A 16,408-nucleotide genomic window follows, 5' to 3' on the forward strand; every position below is an offset into this window, starting at 1 on the left:
TCTGAAGGAGGAGACCCATATGTCTGGGAATGAAGACAACATACGGCAGCCCGGCTTGGTGCTGGCGCTCGTGCCAATAGTGCTGACCCTGTGTATGCTTGGGTTGCAACTATTCTATTACGGTGACTTTACTCCGCATATTCCGCTGGCATTCGGGATCGCAATCACTGGCATCGTTGGCCTCATGCTGGGTCACAAATGGCCCAGCATCGAAGAGGGCGTATTCCACGTTATCAATATCTCACTGCCTTCCGTTTCGATTCTGATCACAGTGGGAATGATCATCGGCGTGTGGATCGCAAGCGGAACTGTGCCAACGCTGATCTATTATGGTCTCAATATTTTGTCGCCTGAGCTTTTCCTCGCTGCTGGAATGGTCCTTTGCTCCATTGTCTCCGTTTCCTTGGGCACTTCGTGGGGAACGACAGGCACTGTCGGTTTGGCGCTGATGGGAATCGGTGCCGGATTCGGTATTCCAATGTATTGGACAGCGGGGGCGGTCGTCTCTGGAGCATTCTTTGGAGACAAGATCTCACCTCTATCGGACACGACGAACTTGGCACCAGCCGTGACAGGAACCAATCTGTTCGATCACATTCGGAATATGCTTCCAACCACTGTTCCTTCGATGCTTATTGCACTCGTGATCTACTTTGTCGTCGGCTTCACTCTGATCGACACGTCGCAGGTTTCGTTTGATCGTATTCATGCGATCACCACCGCGCTGGATGACGCTTTCTGGATCTCGCCGATCATGCTGTTTCCGGCCGTTCTGGTCATCGTGCTGGCGGTCATGAAACAACCTCCGATCCCGTCACTGTTTGCAGGCGCCGTTGTGGGCGGCATCATGGCTATCTTCTGTCAAGGAGCTGGTCTGCATGAAACGTTCACCTTCGCCAATAGCGGGTACTCGATCGATACTGGGGTTCCAGAAATCGATCCTCTGCTGAACCGCGGAGGTATTCAGTCGATGATGTGGACGATTTCACTGGTGCTTCTGGCTTTGGGGTTTGGCGGAGCGCTTGAACGCGTAGGTTGCCTTCAGGCGATCATAAAAGTTGTCATCTCGAAGGTGAAAACGTTTGCCGGCATTCAAACCTCGGCCATCCTGACCTCTGTCGCGACCAACACAGTTGCAGGTGACCCCTATCTGTCAATTGCACTGCCAGGACGGATGTATGCACCTGTCTATCGCGCAATGGGCTATTCCCCACTGAATCTGTCCCGGGCGGTCGAGGAAGGCGGAACACTGGTGTCCCCTCTAATCCCGTGGAATGCGGGTGGTGCGTTTGTCATCACGGCGCTTGGCTTGGGTATCGCAGACGGCAACTTTGAAAACCTGCTGTATATTCCGCTCGCGTTTGCTTGCTGGTTGTCACCTGTCATCGGTATCATTTACGCAATGACAGGGCTGTTCTCGCCCAAAGCGAGTGAGGACGAAATCCGCTCTTGGGAGGACAGCAGTGAGCCCGTCGCGCAGTTGAGCGCTTGACTGTTCCACACCAATACCAAGTCGGGTGTTGGTGTGTTTCATCCGCCGTGGTCGACACTGGGAGGAGAGAAAATGAACCCGAGAAACTTTGTCCCAAAGGGCGCGGCCAGCTTTCGCATTGACTATGATGGAACGGCCAAGGAGATCTATTTCCTGCTACTGCCTAAGCTGACCATGTTGGCCTTTAGCGCTGCAGTGGAACCTCTGAGGGTCGCTAATCAGGTTACAAACAAAGAACTGTATAAGTGGTTTTTGATCACCGAAGATGGAAACCCGGTTTCTTGTTCGAATGGGATTGAGATTACGCCGGATTTTGCGTTGCACAACTTACCGCGATCCTCGCGGCTGTTTGTTTGCTCAGGTATTGAACCGGCAGAAAGCACGAATCCTAAAGTCCTGTCGTGGATCAGCCGCCAAAAAACCTTTGGTTGTAATCTGGGTGGTATTTGTACAGGAGCTTTCGCCCTTGCTAAGGCTGGAGCTCTGTCAGGAAAAAGGTTCACATTGCATTGGGAAAACCACCCTGCTTTCGTCGAACATTTTGATGATTTGGAGCCATCGTCAAACCTGTATGAGATCGACAATGAGCTTATGACATGTGGCGGCGGACATGCCGCGACCGACATGATGTTGGACATGATCGAAACCGATTTCGGAAATGACCTAGCGGTCATCGTTTCGGACATGTGCATCCATTTTCGGTCCAACAATAGTAAAACGCTTCAGAAATCAGCCTTTTCGGTGGCGTTGGGTAGTCGTAACCAGTACCTGATCAATGCGATGCAGATCATGCAAGAAAACTTGGAAGAACCGTTAGATATCTCTGAAATAGCAGAAGCCGTGCAGATATCTCGTCGTCAGTTGGAGCGTCTTTTCCAAAAGTATGTCGAAACTTCGCCTGTACAGTTTTATATCGAACTGCGCGTTTCGAGGGCTTACGCATTGCTCAGCGAAACAGAGATGACGGTTGCGGAAATCGCGGCAGCCACCGGTTTTAGTAGCGCTACTCAACTTACGGTACGCTTCAAGAAGCGCTATGGCGAAGCGCCAACTTCATTTAGAAGGGGGTGGTCTGAAAGACGGGAATAATTTGCGTCTGAACAGTCATGATTTGAGACATCTGAACGTATTCCAGTACTTTCTCTGCAACCAACCAAGGTTCGTTTTTACAACGCCGCGATGCGGCACTTGCAGTATGGCAAATGTCCGCAAAGGGCCGTGTGCTTCAACCTCGTTTTGTGGAGCTCCTAATGACGAGCCGTGCGTCGAGTCTTTCAGGTTTGGGGGCCTGTTGGGTCGTGATCCAATGCGCCAGCGCGTCTGCAGCGCGTTCCCCCATTTGAGAAACGGGCAAATGTACGCTTGTAAGGGGCGGAACCGACACAGCCGAGGTTGGAAGATCATCAACGCCCACCATGGAAATCTGGTCCGGGACGGCAATCTTCTGGGCCTGTAGGCCCAACAAGACTCCCAGTGCAACAACGTCGGACAGGCACAGAACTGCGTCCGGCTTTGTGTCCAGCTTGCCAAGCTGTTTTGCTACGTCCGCACCGCCCTGATGACTGATCTGGGTCTCGAAGGTCGTAAGCTCTCCAGCGATTGGAAGGGCTTTGAGGCCGGCAAGACGCGCACGCGTGCGGTCATTGTCATGAACAGGGCCATGCACGACCGCTATGTTCCGATGGCCGAGGTCGGCAAGGTGTTGCAAGGCAAGCTGTGCGGCGGCCGCGTTGTCATATCCGATGGTCGGCAGTGGGTTTTCAGGGTCAAAGAAAGACGTGATGAGCGTTGGTAGCATTGTACGCTCGATCAGATCGTGAAAGGCGGGGCTGTGCGTGGCCCCGGTAACGATCAGGCCCTCAGCTCCGATATCCACCAGGCTTTTGGCTTTCTCGGCTTCTATGTCCGGGCTTGAGTCGGTGGTGGCTACGATCAGCGACAATTGATGTTCTGACAGCTTGCGTTCTAGCGCGGCCAAAAAGCGGGCAAAGATCGCATTGTCCAGAGTAGGGACCAAAGCCCCGACAAACTTGGTGCGGCCCGAATTGATCGCGCGGGCTGCGGCGCTAGGGACGAACTTCAGTTCGGTTATGGCGGCTTGAACTTTCTCCAGCGTGTCTTTCTTCACCACTGTAGGATCGTTTAGGACCCGAGAGACCGTGGCAACGGACACATTTGCCGCCTTTGCCACATCCCTGAGATTTGCACGTTTTTTAGGCTCTGGGGCTTTTTGCATCGTAGGTTTCAAAGTCCGTCTGACGGGTTTCTAAGGAAAGTGTTGACATATGTAACTAGTTTCATCAACCTCTGTAACTAGTTACATTATGGGAATCCGACGCTGCCATGCAGGGGTCATCTGTCTTACATACGTTTACGAATACAGGGTTTGACGGCCCTGGCCGCCGGTTTCCGGGCTTTCCGAAGGCCTCTGACACCAGCACACATATCCTGGCCCCACGCGAATCCATGCAACTGACCCTGAAGCCCGGAGATTTACTTTCAATAGATGGGGTTGGCCCGGCGCAGCCGCTAGATGTGGTGGCGTTTGCCAAGGTTGGGAAACCAGCTCTAGCGGCCCTGGGGTTGACGGCAACTGGGCTGATCGAATGGGACGGTTTTGACAGCGCGCGCTTCTCGGGTTGGGTTACGGCGCAGGGCGGAGATCGACGAATTCCCTGCCACAGGTTGGAGCAGGTGTCCGAGGCCCTGATTCTCCGCCCGGACCGGGCGCTGACCGTCTGGTTGGTTCGCGCCACCCCGATTGCAGGGCTGATCGAGGGTAGCGGGGCGGGATGCGTCACGGTCCTGCACAAATCAGCGGCCACGCAAGGGCCGCAGCTGCCGCCCTTGCTGGGTGACACGCGGGATGAATTCACCGTGCCGCGCGGCAGCGCGCTGGCGTACGAACTGAAGGCCGGAGAATTTGTTCAGATCATTGATGTTGAGGGCCAGCAGTGTTCCGACTTCATGGCCATGCGGGCGGATGGGTTGGATCGTGGCGAAGAATGGATGATCGATTCGACCGCCACCCGCTCGATGGTGCGCCGGGCCTATCCCGGACCTGGCTTGTTAGACAAGTTCTTTGACCGCGAGATGCGTCCGCTGTTGAACGTGTTACAGGACACGTGTGGCCGTCACGACACGTTCGGTCTGGCCTGCACCGCTCGTGGCTATGAGGACCGGGGCTTTCCCGGCCATCTGAATTGCTCGGACAATATGTCGAACGCACTAGCCCCTTATGGTGTGGAGCGCCGGGGGGCTTGGCCTGCAATCAATTTCTTCTGGAACACGTGGATCGATCCAGCGACGCATCACATACTGACTGAGGAGTCTTATTCCCGACCCGGCGACTACATCGCTATGCGCGCATTGGAAGATCTGGTCTGTGTCTCGACCGCCTGCCCAGACGACATTGACCCGATCAATGGCTGGAACCCTACAGATGTGCACGTGCGTATTTACCGCCCGGAAACGCCGATCCGTCGTGCGGTTGCCTATCGCGAAAAGGAAGACGCCCCCATGTCGATCAGTCAGGAATCTGCCTTTCACGACCGTCTTGCCCCGCTGACGCAGAATTTTGCTCCGGCACGTGATCTGTGGACGCCGGTCAGCTATCCCGCACATGGAACGTTGGGCGAATATTGGGCCTGTCGTCAGGCGGTGACAGTGCAAGACATGAGCGGTCTGCGCAAATTCGACATTGTCGGCCCGGATGCCGAGGCTTTGATGCAACTGGCAACCACACGCAACGTGGCGAAGTTGCCGGTCTGGCGCGGGTCGTACACGTTGATGTGTGACGAGAGCGGCTCGGTCATCGATGATGGCACCTTGTTCCGCCTAGCGCCCGAGATTTTCCGGTGGTGTTGCGGGTCAGAAGAAAGCGGGCGCGTATTGCAGGAGCTGGCGCAAGCACGCGGATTGCAAGTGCGGGTCCATGCGCTGCGAGGCGCGATGCCGAACCTCGCGATTCAGGGCCCTGAGTCTCGGGACTTGTTGCGCAAAATCGCCTTTACGCAACCACATGTGCCCGGTCTGGACCATCTGAAATGGTTCGGCGTCACTATCGCACGGCTGAATGATCGCGAAGGCGCGCCGTTCATGCTGTCGCGTTCGGGCTATACCGGGGAATTGGGGTATGAGGTTTTCTGCTCCAAATCCGATGCGGTTGCGATCTGGGATGCAATCATGACTGCTGGTGAGGAGTTCGGGATCACCCCCATGGGCTCGGCCGCGCTTGACATCATCCGGATTGAGGCGGGTCTGGCTGCCGCTAATGCCGAATTCGCGCCGGGCATAGATGCTTTTGAGGCTGGGTTGGGCTTTGCTGTCGATCTGACCAAGTCCGAGTTCACCGGCAAAGCGGCACTGGACCGCAACGCGCGTGAGCCGCGCCGTGTGCTCAAAGGGCTGCTGATCGGATGTGACGACGTGCCCGCCCACGGGGCCCCAGTCTATGCAGGTGAGCGGCAGGTGGGTGTGGTCACCTCGGCCACGCGCTCACCGATGCTGGAGCATGCGATCGCCATGGCACGGTTGTCCGTCGAACACGCGGATAACGGCACCCAACTGGAGATCGGTCAGCTTGACGGGCGGATGAAGCGCCTGCGGGCGACCGTCTCGGACATTCCATTCATAGATCCGCAACGAAAGCGGGCGCGCGCCTGACGGCGTAGGAAACTCAACTCAACGGGAGATTGAACATGAAAAAACTCACTGTAACCGCAACTCTGGCTCTGTCCCTTGGCGCGACAACAGCGATGGCGCAGGAAAAGGTGATGGTAGGTGAACCCAGCTGGCCCGGAGCCAAGATCATGAGCCGGGTGATCGGTCAGGTCATCGAAACCCGTCTGGGTGGCGAGGTCGGCTATGCCCCCGGTGCCAACGCTGTGATTTTTGCCTCGATGGACGGCGGGCGCGGAGATATTGACGTGCACCCGGATGTCTGGCTGCCAAACCAGTCGTCCTTCACGGACGAATACGTTGATCAGAAAGGCACTGTGGCGCTGTCCTCGGGCAGCTATGAAGGCCGCGCCGGGATTTGCGTTCCGAACTACATGGTCGAGGATCACAACATTCGTTCGATCTATGATCTGGCGACACCGATGGCGCAGGAGCTGTTCGACTCGGACGGTGACGGCTTGGGTGAGGTTTGGGTTGGAGCCTCGGGCTGGGCTTCGACGAACACCTTCAAGGTGCGGGTACGGGATTATGGGATCGAAACTTTCCTGACGCCGACGACCGAGGATGAAACCGTGTTCTATTCGCGGTTGAAAGATCAGATCGATCAGCAGAAAGGCGCAGCTTTCTACTGTTATGCGCCGCACTACGTGCATGCGCTCTATGACGTGACCATTCTGGAAGAGCCAGAGCACGACGCGGCCACTTACAAAATGGTGCAGCCGGATCAGGATGCCGATTGGTACAACAAGTCCCATGTTAGCACCGGTGAGCCGGTCAAGACCGTGACCGTGGCCCATTCGAAGTCGCTGGAACAACGCAACCCGGCAGCAGCCTCCTTCCTGGCCAATATCGACATGGATGCAAATGAACTGAGCGGGCTGACCTATGAAGTCGTTGTCCAAGGGCGCGACACCGACGAAGTCGTGGCTGAATGGATCGCGGCCAATGGCGACACCGTCGACGGCTGGCTTGGTTTGGCAACCAACTAACGCCATCGCGCCCCCGGAGTTTGGGGGCGCCACTCAAGACAATCAACAGCGGTGGGTCCAGTATGACAGCGGATATCGCAATCGACGCAAAGGGCGTGTGGAAAGTATTCGGCGCGCGGTCGCAAGAGGCTTTGCAAGCCATTCACAGCGAGGGACTGAGCAAGGCCGAAGTGCTGGATCGTTTCAACTGTGTGGTCGGTGTGGCCGACGCCAGTTTTGAGATTGAGCGCGGAGAACTATTCTGTGTCATGGGCCTGTCGGGCTCGGGTAAATCGACCCTCGTGCGTCATGTGAACCGACTGTTGGAACCGACGGATGGCCATATCTATCTGGATGGCGACGACGTGATGGGTCTGAATGACGAAGGTCTGCGCGATCTGCGCAACCGGCGTGTTGCGATGGTTTTCCAAAATTTCGGCCTGATGCCCCACCGCACTGTGCGCGACAACGTGGCGATGCCGCTCGAAATCCGCGGCACCGGCAAGGCTCGCCGCTGGGAAGAGGCCGACCGGGTGCTGGAACTGGTCGAACTGAACGGCTGGGAAGACAAATACGCCCATGAGTTGTCGGGCGGGATGCAACAGCGCGTCGGTCTGGCCCGCGCCATTGCAGCCGACCCGGAAATACTGTTGATGGACGAGCCGTTTTCGGCCCTCGACCCGCTGATCCGCAAACAATTGCAAGATCAGTTCATGGAACTGAGCCACAAGCTCAACAAGACCACGATGTTCATCACTCATGATTTGGATGAGGCGATCCGTATCGGTCATCGTATCGCAATCATGAAAGATGGCCGTATCGTGCAGATCGGGACACCAGAAGAGATCATCCTGAACCCCGCCGATGATTATGTTGCAGACTTCGTGGCCGGCATTTCCAAGCTCAACATGATTTTCGCCCATTCGGTCATGAAACCTGTGGACGAATTCGAAGCCCATCATGGCGAGGTGCCGGATGATGCAAAGGAAGCTCACCCGGAGATGGACCTATCGGATTTGATGACGCTCTGCGTCGATGGGCATGGGGTGGTCGCAGTGACGCAGGACGGCAACACAGTGGGCGTGATCAACCGTGCGGGCCTGATCCGTGCGATTCAGGACAGCCAAGCATAAGAGGGCCGCTATGAAACATGTTGATGTTCAACAGATCCAACCAGAAACCGCTGACCGGCTAAATGGTTTGATCGGAGATTTCGTCGGACAGGGGCAAGCGTACTACCAAAAGACCTTTGCCTACATGATGCAGGCGCCTGGTTATCGGTTCACGTTGAACAAAGCAGCGGCAATCCTGGGCCCGATCTGGTTTGGCGCGCGCGGATTGTGGTCGTGGTTTCTGGGGTTCTTGGTGCTGGAAACGCTGGCCTATATCCAGATCGGGCTGGGGTTGTTTGGAGATTTGGGGCGTGAGTTCCGCGAACGTGCCGCGCAGATCGAACAGACACTTGAGCTTCGTCGCCAGCAGATCGAAGCGGCCGAGCAATCCGGGGCTACCACGCTGGAGTCCTTGAAACGTGCATCGGAATCATTGGAGGGTGCTCTGGTCAGCGCGCAAGAAGCTGCGCGCAGCGCAGATTCTACGGGCCTCGCTTATTTGGCGGTTGGGATCGTCCTGTTGCTGGCGGTCAAGTTTCTGGCCGCCTCGCTGGCCAACTGGACGCTTGAGGGTCAGTTTGCGCGCTGGCGCTCGGACCCCAGTGTGGCGCATGGTTGGTCGGCCACTCGGCTAGTTGTCGCGACAGCGCTGGCCGGCGTGGTCGTCGTGCTGTCGATGATCAAATTCGCTCAGCCAGATGCAGTGGCCGTTCTCAAGACCTTTCCGACCAACCGGGATTGGCGCCTAAACGTGGGCGACGGGGTGCAAGCGGTGTTCGAATGGACCAAAACCGCCGGTCGCGGCTTTTTCGACGGGCTGACCTATGGGATGCGCACGCTGCTAGACTGGATCGAGGTTGTGTTGGTCGACACACCTTGGCCGGTGGTTGCACTGGTGATCATCATGCTGGCTTACCTGTCAGCTGGCCCCCGCGTGGCCATCTTCACCGGCGCGGCGCTGGCCTATCTGGGCCTGCTGGATTTCTGGGAAAAGGCGATGACCACGATTGCGCTGCTGGGAGCGGCGGCGCTGATCTCGATCACCCTAGGCATTCCTCTGGGCATATATTGCGCCCGCCGCCCGCGCGCCTTTGCCATCGTGCGGCCCATACTGGATTTCATGCAGTCTATGCCGTCCTTCGTCTACCTGATCCCGGTGGTTGCTTTCATCGGATCGGGAAAACCGGCGGGAGTGGTCGCGACCATGATCTTCGGCAGCCCTCCGGTAATCCGGTTCACCGTGCTGGGCCTACAACAGGTGCCCGAAACCGTGCGCGAGGCCGCCTTGGCATTCGGCGCGACCCCTCGCTACCTACTCTGGAGGGTTGACCTGCCGCTAGCGCACAAGACCATCATGGCAGGTGTGAATCAAACCATCCTGATGTCGCTGGCCATGGTTGTTGTTGCTTCGCTAATCGGGGCCAAGGGGCTGGGCGAGGACGTGCTGGAGGCACTGCAATACGCGGCGGCGGGGCAGGGCATTCTGGCCGGTCTTGCGATCCTTTTCTGCGCGCTCATCCTGGATAGGATCGTGGCCGGGAAGAAATGACGAGCTATGGTCAGGAGTCGTGTGCGCAGCTTTCAACTGAGCGCACGACCTCGATTGCCACGTTGAGCTTACGTCACAGACTACGTACCAGCGGTGATCAGATTGCTGGCCTTTTAGCCGATCACAATCGCGGGGGCGTTCGGATCGCCATATTGGGTTGTTGATGCGAATAGGGTAAGCATCTCGCTCAGTGGTAACTCAATCTTATCGATGCAGCTATCAATCTTAGCAGGACTCTCAGAAAGTAGTTTCCCTGTCTCTATTTAGAATTGACCGGTTTGTTCATTCTCAATTGTCATGATTTCGCCCTTGCAGCGAACGGCAGCAATTCGGGGCAACCGCAGAAATGCCATAGAGCGACCAAGGGCAGGAATAGGCCGTCTTCAACCCAACCGTTTCTTGAACCTCAGAGTGGCCGCCAACAATCCGAATGCTGCAAATCCGATCATCCAGAGAATCCCCCAGCGCAACTCGTAGAGCGAGGCATCTCGCAGAACCACACCGCGGATCATGTCCATAAAGTGCGTCGCAGGTAGAATTTGGGCAATCAACTGGACCGGTTTAGGCATACCGTCGAAGGGGAACATGAAGCCGGACATCAGGATCGATGGTAGCAGGACAAAAATAGTCATCTGCATCGACTGAAGCTGGTTCTGGGCGAGTGTTGAGATCACCAGCCCAAGTGACAGGCTAGCAATGATGAACAACAGCGTTACGACCAGCAAAACACCCAGCCCGCCATTGATCGGGACATCGAACAGCACGTGCCCCAGGCCAAGGATTATTGCGACCTGGATCAGGCCCAGAAAGATGTAGGGGATGATCTTGCCGACCATCAGCTCGATTGACTTGATCGGAGTGTTGATCAGCATCTCCATATTGCCCCGCTCGCGTTCGCGGACGATGGCGGCTGAGGTGAACAGGATCATCGTCATCGTGAGGATGACGCCCACCAGACCTGGGACGATATTGACCGCAGATCTTTGTTCAGGGTTGAAATAGAGTGTCACCTCGAATGTGGGCACCTGCCGATTTGGCGACAATTTCAACAGCTCGGTCAGGGGCATGGTGCGAAGCGACTTGATCGCACTTGCAACCATCGTGTCTGAACCATCGACGATCCAATGGGCAACAGGCCGGCTGCTGGTCTGGTCCGTTGCGTTGGGCAGACCCAGCCCTACGGACGGGCTGCGGGCAAGGCGTTGGCTGACGTCCTGTGGGATGATCAGCGCGGCACGCACGCGGGATTCGGTGATCGCGCGTTCGGCTTCTGGCGGGGTGGTCAGTTCTTCGGTGATGGTAACAACCTGCGTGGCCTGAACGATCTGCGCCAATGTGCGCGACAGCTCGGTTCGGGACTGATCTACCAGCGCGACAGGCACGTGTCGCAGGTTAGTGTTGATCGCGTAGCCAAACAGCAGCAGCTGGATCAACGGGATCATGATGACCATCGCGAAAGTCATCCTGTCCCGCCGCAGTTGCAGCAGCTCTTTCTTCAACACTGCGGCGATGCGGCGTGGCGAGATCACTGTCCAGGCCCTCGTGTTGCGCTGACAAATACATCTTCCAGATTTGGCCGTTGTGATGTCAGGGACAGGCCCGGGAACTCGCCCAGTTGTGTCCGCAGCATATCCACAGGCTGAGGTTCAGATTTGTCGACAAGCACGCGCAGTCGCGAGCCGACCTGTGCGGTCGACAGTATCTTGGGCTTGCTGTCCAACTCATGTTTGACCTTTCGCAGGTCTGGCCCTTCGACTTCGACAACGTCGGCCTGCAAATCGTCCATCAACTGCCGAGGAGACCCGTCCGCCTTTTTCACCCCGTGCTGCAGGATGGCCAACCTGTGACAGCGCTCTGCCTCGTCCATGAAATGAGTCGAAACGATCATGGTTGCGCCCTGATCTACCAGATCAAACAATTGCTCCCAAAACGTGCGACGGGTTTCGGGATCGACGGCCGATGTCGGTTCATCCAGAAATAATAGCTTCGGCCGGTGCATCACGGTCGCTGCAAGGGCCAGTTTCTGTCGTTGTCCGCCGCTCATACTGCCGCTGAGCTGATGTATATTCGTCGTCAGATCGTACGTGTGCAGCAATTCGTCAATCCGGTTCCCAGCAGATTTCGACGGAATGCCATAGATTTCAGCCGCGAACCTGAGGTTTTCCAGCACTGTCAGGTCGCGGTAATACGAAAATATCTGGGTCATATACCCGATTTCATTCTTCAGCGGCTCTGCCGCCTCGGGCATCGACCGACCCAAAACCGAAATGGCCCCACTGCTAGGGGTCAGCAAGCCAGTCAGCATGCGCATGGTCGTGGTCTTACCGCAACCATTGGGCCCGAGAAACCCGTATATCTGGCCCGTCTGGATCTCTAGGTCCAGATTATTGACAGCGATGTTTTCTCCGAACCGGCGGGTCAAGCCTTTCGTCGAGACGACCACACCGCTCATGGCATGGGGACCTGCACGGGCACACCGGCGGGTAGGTCTGGCGATGCAGTGGGCAGATCAATTTCGGCCAGATAGACAAGCCGCGTGCGGTCGTCCTTGTTCAACCCGTAGTAAGGTGTGAACGACGCTTCGTCGCTGATCCAGCGGATTACGCCGTCCAGCGGCTCGGTAAGCCCGTCAACGCGCACTTCCAGCCGATCGCCGGGCTTCAGGTTGACGCGATGCGGCTCGGGAACGTAGACGCGCGCATAGGGGGTTTGGCCCGTGACCATAACGGCCACCGGGCTGCCGGATGTTACTCGTTCGCCCAAATTCCACGGCAAGGAATCCAGCACGCCGTCTCGGGTGGCCGCAACCGTCAAGTTGTCCAGAACGGTTTGCTCGGCGGCAACCAACGCCTCGGCAGCCCGCACATTGGCTTCGGCAACCGCCAGGTCTTCGGGTCTGGTGCCGTTCTGCAACTCCTTCAGAGATTCCTGAGCGCTGGCCAGTTCAGCCCGTGCGGAATCGCGCAGGGCCAGATCGTTTGCCACTTGCGCTTCAGTCACAACCGAGTTCTCGACCAGTCTGGCGTTTCGGTCATAGGTCGCCTCGGCATCGGCAAGGCGCGCAACAGCGCCCGCAACCTTGGCTTCGGCTATCGCAATCTCCTCCTCTCGCGGCCCCACTTGCAGTTTCAGAAGTGTGGCCTGCGCCTTTTCCAGTTCAGCCTGCGCCAGTGCCAGCTTTGCGCTTTGCAATGTGGGATCAAGCTGAACCAGCGTGTCGCCTGCCTTGACCACGGCACCTTCTGCAATCGGCAAATCGACGACGATTTCGCTGGCTGTCGCCGTCAAAGCCACCCGATCGCGCGCCAATACGCCCAAGGCGACGCTAGTATCGGACCCAGAGCACCGGTCCAAAAAGGCGGGCAGTGCCGCCGCTAGTATCAAAGGTATGGGGATCGTTAGATTCAACAGGGCTTCCCTCCGGTGATTGGCCTTTGAACGCGTTGGGCAATAGTCAAAGCATAAAATCAGGAAATCCGATTTATGTATACGGTTCAGCCGCTACACATGGCAGGGCGGGGTCATGCGGGAAGCCGCGCCGACCACTCCGCTAGCTTTTCTCCGATCAGATGAGGGTTATCTTCCTTTAGGAAATGAATGCCTTTTCCGATATCTACCACTTCGAGATACTGGATGGTCTGACGGCACGAGGCGACCTCTTTTGGGCCCATGGTGCCTCCGGGCGTGGCGTGGAACATCAGCATCGGGGTTTGGGTTTTCCCCAGCCAATGGCTATAGCCATTGACGATCTCATGCACATCTGCGGGTGAGCCGTCGATTGGAAGCTCGCGGGGCCAGACGCGATCCGGTTTTCGGCTGCGCGCGGTGGGGTAGGGCACGCGGTAGTGGTCCATCTCTCCAGGGGGCAGGTCCCGCACAATGGCACTTGGCAGGATTTTCTCGACAAACATGTTCAAGCCCGAGATCATAACCCACCCTAGACCGGGTGTCCGCATCATGCGAAACCCCGCGCGAAAGTCGAGCGGGAATCCGTCCCAGGTCATCGGATGGACGACGCCTTCCATAAAGACGATGCCGCTTATGTTCTCGGGATGCCGGTGTGCATAGTGGAACCCCAATTACGAATGACGAGCGTCACGTCCTTCAGCCCCAGCACTTTGATGAATCCGTCAACGAAGGGACCGTGGTCGACAAAGCGGTAGGGAATATCCGGCTTATCCGATTTGCCCATACCGATCAGATCCATCGCGATGGCGCGGCCCTGCCGGGCGGCATAGGGAATGATGTTGCGCCACAGGTAGGACGAAGTCGGATTGCCGCGCAGAAACAGCACCGGCGCGCCTTCGCCTTCGTGGACATAGTGGATGCGCTGCCCGTTAACCTCGACATTTTTCGAGTCAAACGGGAAGTCGGGTGAAATCCCCTGATCGGTATTCATTGAGCATCCCTTTCTGCAGTACGGGTCTCTTCGAACAAACCCAGCTCCGAATCATAGCGCGCAGGTTGGGACGCCCATCCGACAATCGCGGTAACAGGGCCGGATGGAGGGTGGGACAGGCTACCGGCGGGAACGACCAGAAACTTGCTGTTTTGCGTCTCAAGGGGCAGGTTCGTCCGCAGGTGCGGCAAAACACTTGGCGGATCTGGGTATTTGGCACATCGAAGGAAGTCAGCATGTCCGCATAGCGGATGTCGCCTCCTTAATGTGAAATCGGCTGAAGCTTCCAACCGTCCTGATTGCTGTCTTTGCGGATCACGTGACTCATGAGCTCAAAGCTCCCATCGCGGACACGGTGGTTCAGCAGCCTAGTACCTTCGCGCTCAGCCTCGTCGCAACCATTCCTTCCAGTCGAAGCCTCATCAAATGCTGCGACGCTTCTGCCTGCCGAATGGACAATTTTTCTAGAATTTCAGTGACAGAATTTTCTCCGCTCAGAAGGTAACAGAGAGTTAGCAGCCGCCCCTCATGAGAAATAGCTTTTTAAAAGTTTGCAGCTTCCAACGCGCTATCTTCCATCTCTGACTGCAAGCCACCAGTCCTTTTTTGATTGCCGCCGCCGAGGTGAAAATTGAAGCCTAGGCCTCAAACCGTCTCGCCGACGACTTCTCGTTTCCTCTCAATCTCGGGCATACGAGGCAATGCGCATCTGTCCTGTTTGCGTACACCTTTCGGCTCAGTTTTTCCTTTTAGAGCCGGGATCAATTTCTAGCCAAAAGCATCGCAAAAGCCAAAGCGACGTCACCGATTACCCAAAAAATAATAGCCAATCCAGTACCATCCAAGGCGGTCAATTTCTCAGAACTGGCGGCTGCCAATATGGCCATAGGAACATTGAATGCAAGCATGGCCAGCTTCAAAGAAACCTTTAAAGAACTGCCTCCCGTACCTGTCGGTACAGCTCCGCAGCATGGGCATCTCAAAGCCGTTTCTTGCTGCGGTCGCGTGGGCCGCAACTGACGAAAATTATGCATAAAAAACACCAAAACAATCTTATCACCTACGTAAACTTATCTATACAATGGTGTTTGTGTCTATGAAATTTCATCCATAGATTGCAAAAGTGGTCGCCCTTATTGTTTGTCACACCAGCACACAGGCTCCCTTTTATTGACTTTTGATTGTCCGCTGTGAGCCCATTCCAGCCGATGCTGCAAAGACACCAAAGGTTGGTTACACACATATTCAGAAACGCGCTTATGTCCACCAATCTACATTCGTCCCCAAGGCAACGAAGCCAACGAATCTCTGTGTGCCGCAGTGCATAAACTTAGACAAAAGTCTCTTGGGATTTTTTTCCATCGACCTGAAGATCGGTCAATGCCAACTAATGCGCGTTCAGTAAACCTGGGGTTAAAGAGGCCAAATCAACAATCTCATTGGCGCGGCATTCCCGATCCGAAGTCAGTGTGGCTTGCACCCAAGTGCAAGCTCCGTGCGACGAATCTGGGCAGATATTTCGAACCAACACGGTCAGCCCATGCTCCGGTATATTGGCAACACAGGTTCCATCGGGCAGCCGTGCAATCGCTTCAATACCGTCTGATGATAATATCTCGCACAGATCGGGGGCCACAGTGCCCTGTGCGGACACGATGCAATTCCAGCTGCCTGGATAGATGTGATAGTTCGCCATAAAGCCGACGCGGGTAAAGTAACCGTATGCGTCATTTTGCCAATCAATGGTGAAGCCTTGAGATTCAAAGCTTTCCCGTAAGCTCGCAGCAGTCGTCCTTCCAGACGCACAGGTCGCATTGAAGACTGCGACTATATCAACTGATCCTGACGAGACAGCGGCCCTAGCATCTGGCGCCTCGGCGATGGCGGGACCGGTTACTCCGATTGATAGCGAGAGTAAGAACGTCTTGAGCGTTATCCGCTCGGTCATCGGTCCAACCTCTTTTTTACGAAACCTCAATGGCGTAGAGTTGACGCTTGGTGCCGATAATATTCGGCTTCGAAAGCGGATATGCCTTCGATCTTTGTCACAACATACGAAGGTTTGGCTGCGAATAGCAACTTTCCAATCAGTCACAACCGTTCATCTCGTTTGCTTGGGTGTCCCGCTTCTCACCTGTTTGAGCGCAAAGTACTCGATGTCTGGTTCGTCCTGATATTGTTGAAAAAGTCTGTTGATTGGATCCTGCG

At 56.1% G+C, this 16,408-nt stretch carries 15 protein-coding genes; 6 read left to right on the plus strand and 9 right to left on the minus strand.

Translation table 11 applies throughout. The features are described 5' to 3' along the window. The first annotated feature begins 19 nt into the window (after positions 1-19). Together nhaC and GOW93_RS08695 are read left to right on the plus strand one after the other, a co-directional pair. A complete protein-coding gene (gene nhaC / locus GOW93_RS08690) occupies positions 20-1,492 on the plus strand; it encodes a Na+/H+ antiporter NhaC (RefSeq protein ID WP_170383171.1) in 1,473 nt (490 codons plus the stop codon). A gap of 72 nt (positions 1,493-1,564) precedes the next feature. Next, on the plus strand, positions 1,565-2,581 hold the full coding sequence (locus GOW93_RS08695) for a GlxA family transcriptional regulator (protein ID WP_170383173.1): 1,017 nt from the start codon (positions 1,565-1,567) through the stop codon (positions 2,579-2,581). Positions 2,582-2,717: 136 nt separating this feature from the next. Here the strand turns inward: GOW93_RS08695 and GOW93_RS08700 are convergent, their stop codons facing one another. Next, a complete protein-coding gene (locus GOW93_RS08700; RefSeq protein WP_170383174.1) occupies positions 2,718-3,728 on the minus strand; it encodes a LacI family DNA-binding transcriptional regulator in 1,011 nt (336 codons plus the stop codon). A gap of 230 nt (positions 3,729-3,958) precedes the next feature. On the opposite strand from GOW93_RS08700, the gene GOW93_RS08705 reads away from it, so the two are divergent. From GOW93_RS08705 to GOW93_RS08720, 4 genes are all read left to right on the plus strand, one after another. Beyond that, complete coding sequence (locus GOW93_RS08705; protein WP_254443494.1) at positions 3,959-6,157, plus strand: DUF1989 domain-containing protein; 2,199 nt, start codon at positions 3,959-3,961, stop codon at positions 6,155-6,157. 35 nt (positions 6,158-6,192) lie between these two features. Continuing rightward, complete coding sequence (locus GOW93_RS08710) at positions 6,193-7,161, plus strand: ABC transporter substrate-binding protein (protein ID WP_170383177.1); 969 nt, start codon at positions 6,193-6,195, stop codon at positions 7,159-7,161. 62 nt (positions 7,162-7,223) lie between these two features. Next, positions 7,224-8,273 carry a quaternary amine ABC transporter ATP-binding protein gene (locus tag GOW93_RS08715; protein WP_170383178.1) on the plus strand — a complete coding sequence of 350 codons (1,050 nt, stop codon included), beginning with the start codon at positions 7,224-7,226 and terminating at the stop codon, positions 8,271-8,273. Positions 8,274-8,283: 10 nt separating this feature from the next. After that, the gene (locus GOW93_RS08720; protein ID WP_170383179.1) at positions 8,284-9,801 is read left to right on the plus strand and encodes an ABC transporter permease; all 1,518 of its coding nucleotides are present in this window, start codon (positions 8,284-8,286) and stop codon (positions 9,799-9,801) included. 383 nt (positions 9,802-10,184) lie between these two features. On the opposite strand, the gene GOW93_RS08725 is transcribed toward GOW93_RS08720, so the two are convergent. The 8 genes from GOW93_RS08725 to GOW93_RS08755 all read right to left on the minus strand — a co-directional run bounded on the left by GOW93_RS08725 (position 10,185) and on the right by GOW93_RS08755 (position 16,148). Further along, the gene (locus GOW93_RS08725) at positions 10,185-11,330 is read right to left on the minus strand and encodes an ABC transporter permease (RefSeq protein WP_170383180.1); all 1,146 of its coding nucleotides are present in this window, start codon (positions 11,328-11,330) and stop codon (positions 10,185-10,187) included. Next, positions 11,327-12,253, minus strand: coding sequence for an ABC transporter ATP-binding protein (locus tag GOW93_RS08730; RefSeq protein WP_170383181.1), 927 nt, complete (start codon positions 12,251-12,253; stop codon positions 11,327-11,329). Before GOW93_RS08730 ends, GOW93_RS08725 begins: the two co-directional genes overlap by 4 nt. After that, complete coding sequence (locus GOW93_RS08735; RefSeq protein ID WP_254443495.1) at positions 12,250-13,209, minus strand: HlyD family secretion protein; 960 nt, start codon at positions 13,207-13,209, stop codon at positions 12,250-12,252. Before GOW93_RS08735 ends, GOW93_RS08730 begins: the two co-directional genes overlap by 4 nt. A 113-nt stretch (positions 13,210-13,322) precedes the next feature. Next, on the minus strand, positions 13,323-13,805 hold the full coding sequence (locus GOW93_RS20690; RefSeq protein WP_217354784.1) for a hypothetical protein: 483 nt from the start codon (positions 13,803-13,805) through the stop codon (positions 13,323-13,325). A gap of 35 nt (positions 13,806-13,840) precedes the next feature. Then, a complete protein-coding gene (locus tag GOW93_RS20695) occupies positions 13,841-14,200 on the minus strand; it encodes an alpha/beta fold hydrolase (protein ID WP_217354785.1) in 360 nt (119 codons plus the stop codon). A 360-nt stretch (positions 14,201-14,560) separates the two neighbouring features. Next, complete coding sequence (locus tag GOW93_RS21005) at positions 14,561-14,737, minus strand: ArsR/SmtB family transcription factor (RefSeq protein ID WP_438826189.1); 177 nt, start codon at positions 14,735-14,737, stop codon at positions 14,561-14,563. Between the two features lie 224 nt (positions 14,738-14,961). After that, positions 14,962-15,108, minus strand: a complete 147-nt coding sequence (locus GOW93_RS08750) for a hypothetical protein (protein WP_170383182.1) — start codon at positions 15,106-15,108, stop codon at positions 14,962-14,964. A 479-nt stretch (positions 15,109-15,587) separates the two neighbouring features. Then, positions 15,588-16,148 carry a hypothetical protein gene (locus GOW93_RS08755; RefSeq protein WP_170383183.1) on the minus strand — a complete coding sequence of 187 codons (561 nt, stop codon included), beginning with the start codon at positions 16,146-16,148 and terminating at the stop codon, positions 15,588-15,590. Positions 16,149-16,408: the final 260 nt, after the last annotated feature.

Source organism: Ruegeria atlantica (genome assembly GCF_013032455.1).
Lineage (GTDB): Bacteria > Pseudomonadota > Alphaproteobacteria > Rhodobacterales > Rhodobacteraceae > Ruegeria > Ruegeria atlantica_B.

Bases quoted from the DNA above. Each gene is read 5' to 3' on its own strand.
- nhaC (WP_170383171.1), top strand. From the start codon at position 20: ATGTCTGGGAATGAAGACAACATACGGCAGCCCGGCTTGGTGCTGGCG.
- GOW93_RS08695 (WP_170383173.1), top strand. From the start codon at position 1,565: ATGAACCCGAGAAACTTTGTCCCAAAGGGCGCGGCCAGCTTTCGCATT.
- GOW93_RS08700 (WP_170383174.1), bottom strand. From the start codon at position 3,728: ATGCAAAAAGCCCCAGAGCCTAAAAAACGTGCAAATCTCAGGGATGTG.
- GOW93_RS08705 (WP_254443494.1), top strand. From the start codon at position 3,959: ATGCAACTGACCCTGAAGCCCGGAGATTTACTTTCAATAGATGGGGTT.
- GOW93_RS08710 (WP_170383177.1), top strand. From the start codon at position 6,193: ATGAAAAAACTCACTGTAACCGCAACTCTGGCTCTGTCCCTTGGCGCG.
- GOW93_RS08715 (WP_170383178.1), top strand. From the start codon at position 7,224: ATGACAGCGGATATCGCAATCGACGCAAAGGGCGTGTGGAAAGTATTC.
- GOW93_RS08720 (WP_170383179.1), top strand. From the start codon at position 8,284: ATGAAACATGTTGATGTTCAACAGATCCAACCAGAAACCGCTGACCGG.
- GOW93_RS08730 (WP_170383181.1), bottom strand. From the start codon at position 12,253: ATGAGCGGTGTGGTCGTCTCGACGAAAGGCTTGACCCGCCGGTTCGGA.
- GOW93_RS20690 (WP_217354784.1), bottom strand. From the start codon at position 13,805: ATGACCTGGGACGGATTCCCGCTCGACTTTCGCGCGGGGTTTCGCATG.
- GOW93_RS20695 (WP_217354785.1), bottom strand. From the start codon at position 14,200: ATGAATACCGATCAGGGGATTTCACCCGACTTCCCGTTTGACTCGAAA.
- GOW93_RS08750 (WP_170383182.1), bottom strand. From the start codon at position 15,108: ATGCTTGCATTCAATGTTCCTATGGCCATATTGGCAGCCGCCAGTTCT.
- GOW93_RS08755 (WP_170383183.1), bottom strand. From the start codon at position 16,148: ATGACCGAGCGGATAACGCTCAAGACGTTCTTACTCTCGCTATCAATC.